The 954-nt window shown below is 35.7% G+C and carries 1 protein-coding gene; it reads left to right on the plus strand.

Annotated elements, in window-relative coordinates:
• Window positions 1-24: 24 nt before the first annotated feature.
• Window positions 25-831 (plus strand): ZIP family metal transporter, encoded by an 807-nt coding sequence (locus tag E6A48_RS11090; RefSeq protein ID WP_013244716.1) that lies wholly within the window; start codon window positions 25-27, stop codon window positions 829-831.
• Window positions 832-954: the final 123 nt, after the last annotated feature.

The following is a 954-nucleotide window of genomic DNA, read 5'->3' on the forward strand; positions in this document are numbered from 1 at the left end:
AAAAAAAATAAAAGGCGGTAATTAATGATAGAGAATGCATCACCAGTTGTTTTAGCATTATTTGGAGGAGGAATTACATTTGCTTTTACAGCACTTGGAGCAGGATTAGTATTTTTCTTTGTATCTGAAATAAAACCTAAACTGCTTGCTACTATGTATGGCTTTGCAGGCGGGGTAATGACAGCTGCTAGTTTTTGGTCTTTGCTTGCTCCATCTATAGAGCTATCAGAAAACACTAATTTACCAAATTGGCTTATACCTGTTGGTGGTTTTTTATTTGGTGCATTTTTTATATGGGTATTAGATAAATCATTACCGCATATGCATATAGTGAATGGTCATGAAGAGACTGAAGGAGCTAAAGTAAAACTCTCAAAAAGCATACTATTATTTTTAGCAATCACATTACATAATATACCAGAGGGTTTAGCAGTTGGTGTAACATTTGGAGCTTTTTCTATAGGAGATAGCGGAGTGAGTTTCAATGCTGCTTTGGCTTTGGCACTTGGTATAGGTCTTCAAAACTTCCCAGAGGGTGCTGCTGTTTCTTTGCCTCTAAAAAGCACAGGTGTTTCAAAATCAAAATCTTTTTTACTTGGAGCAATATCTGGAATAGTGGAGCCTATTGCTGCGGTTATAGGTGCTATTGCTGTTACTAAACTCACATTAATTCTTCCTATAGCATTATCATTTTCTGCAGGTGCTATGATATATGTTGTTATAGAAGAATTGGTTCCAGAAGCTGTTGCAGAAGAGCATAACCACTTTGGAGTATTTGGCTTTATATTTGGTTTTGCTATAATGATGGTTTTAGACGTTGCTTTAGGATAAAATAGCTAAACAATTATATTTTATCAATTTATATATTTTTACAAAAGTGTTATCAACTTTTTCCCGCCTTCGCTTTGTGGACTTCGTCAAAAAGTTTTTGCCCTCCGGGCACGCTTCGCGAAA

Source organism: Brachyspira pilosicoli, assembly GCF_019402445.1.
In the GTDB taxonomy this organism is placed as follows: Bacteria; Spirochaetota; Brachyspiria; order Brachyspirales; family Brachyspiraceae; genus Brachyspira; species Brachyspira pilosicoli_B.

Bases quoted from the DNA above. Each gene is read 5' to 3' on its own strand.
- E6A48_RS11090 (WP_013244716.1), top strand. From the start codon at position 25: ATGATAGAGAATGCATCACCAGTTGTTTTAGCATTATTTGGAGGAGGA.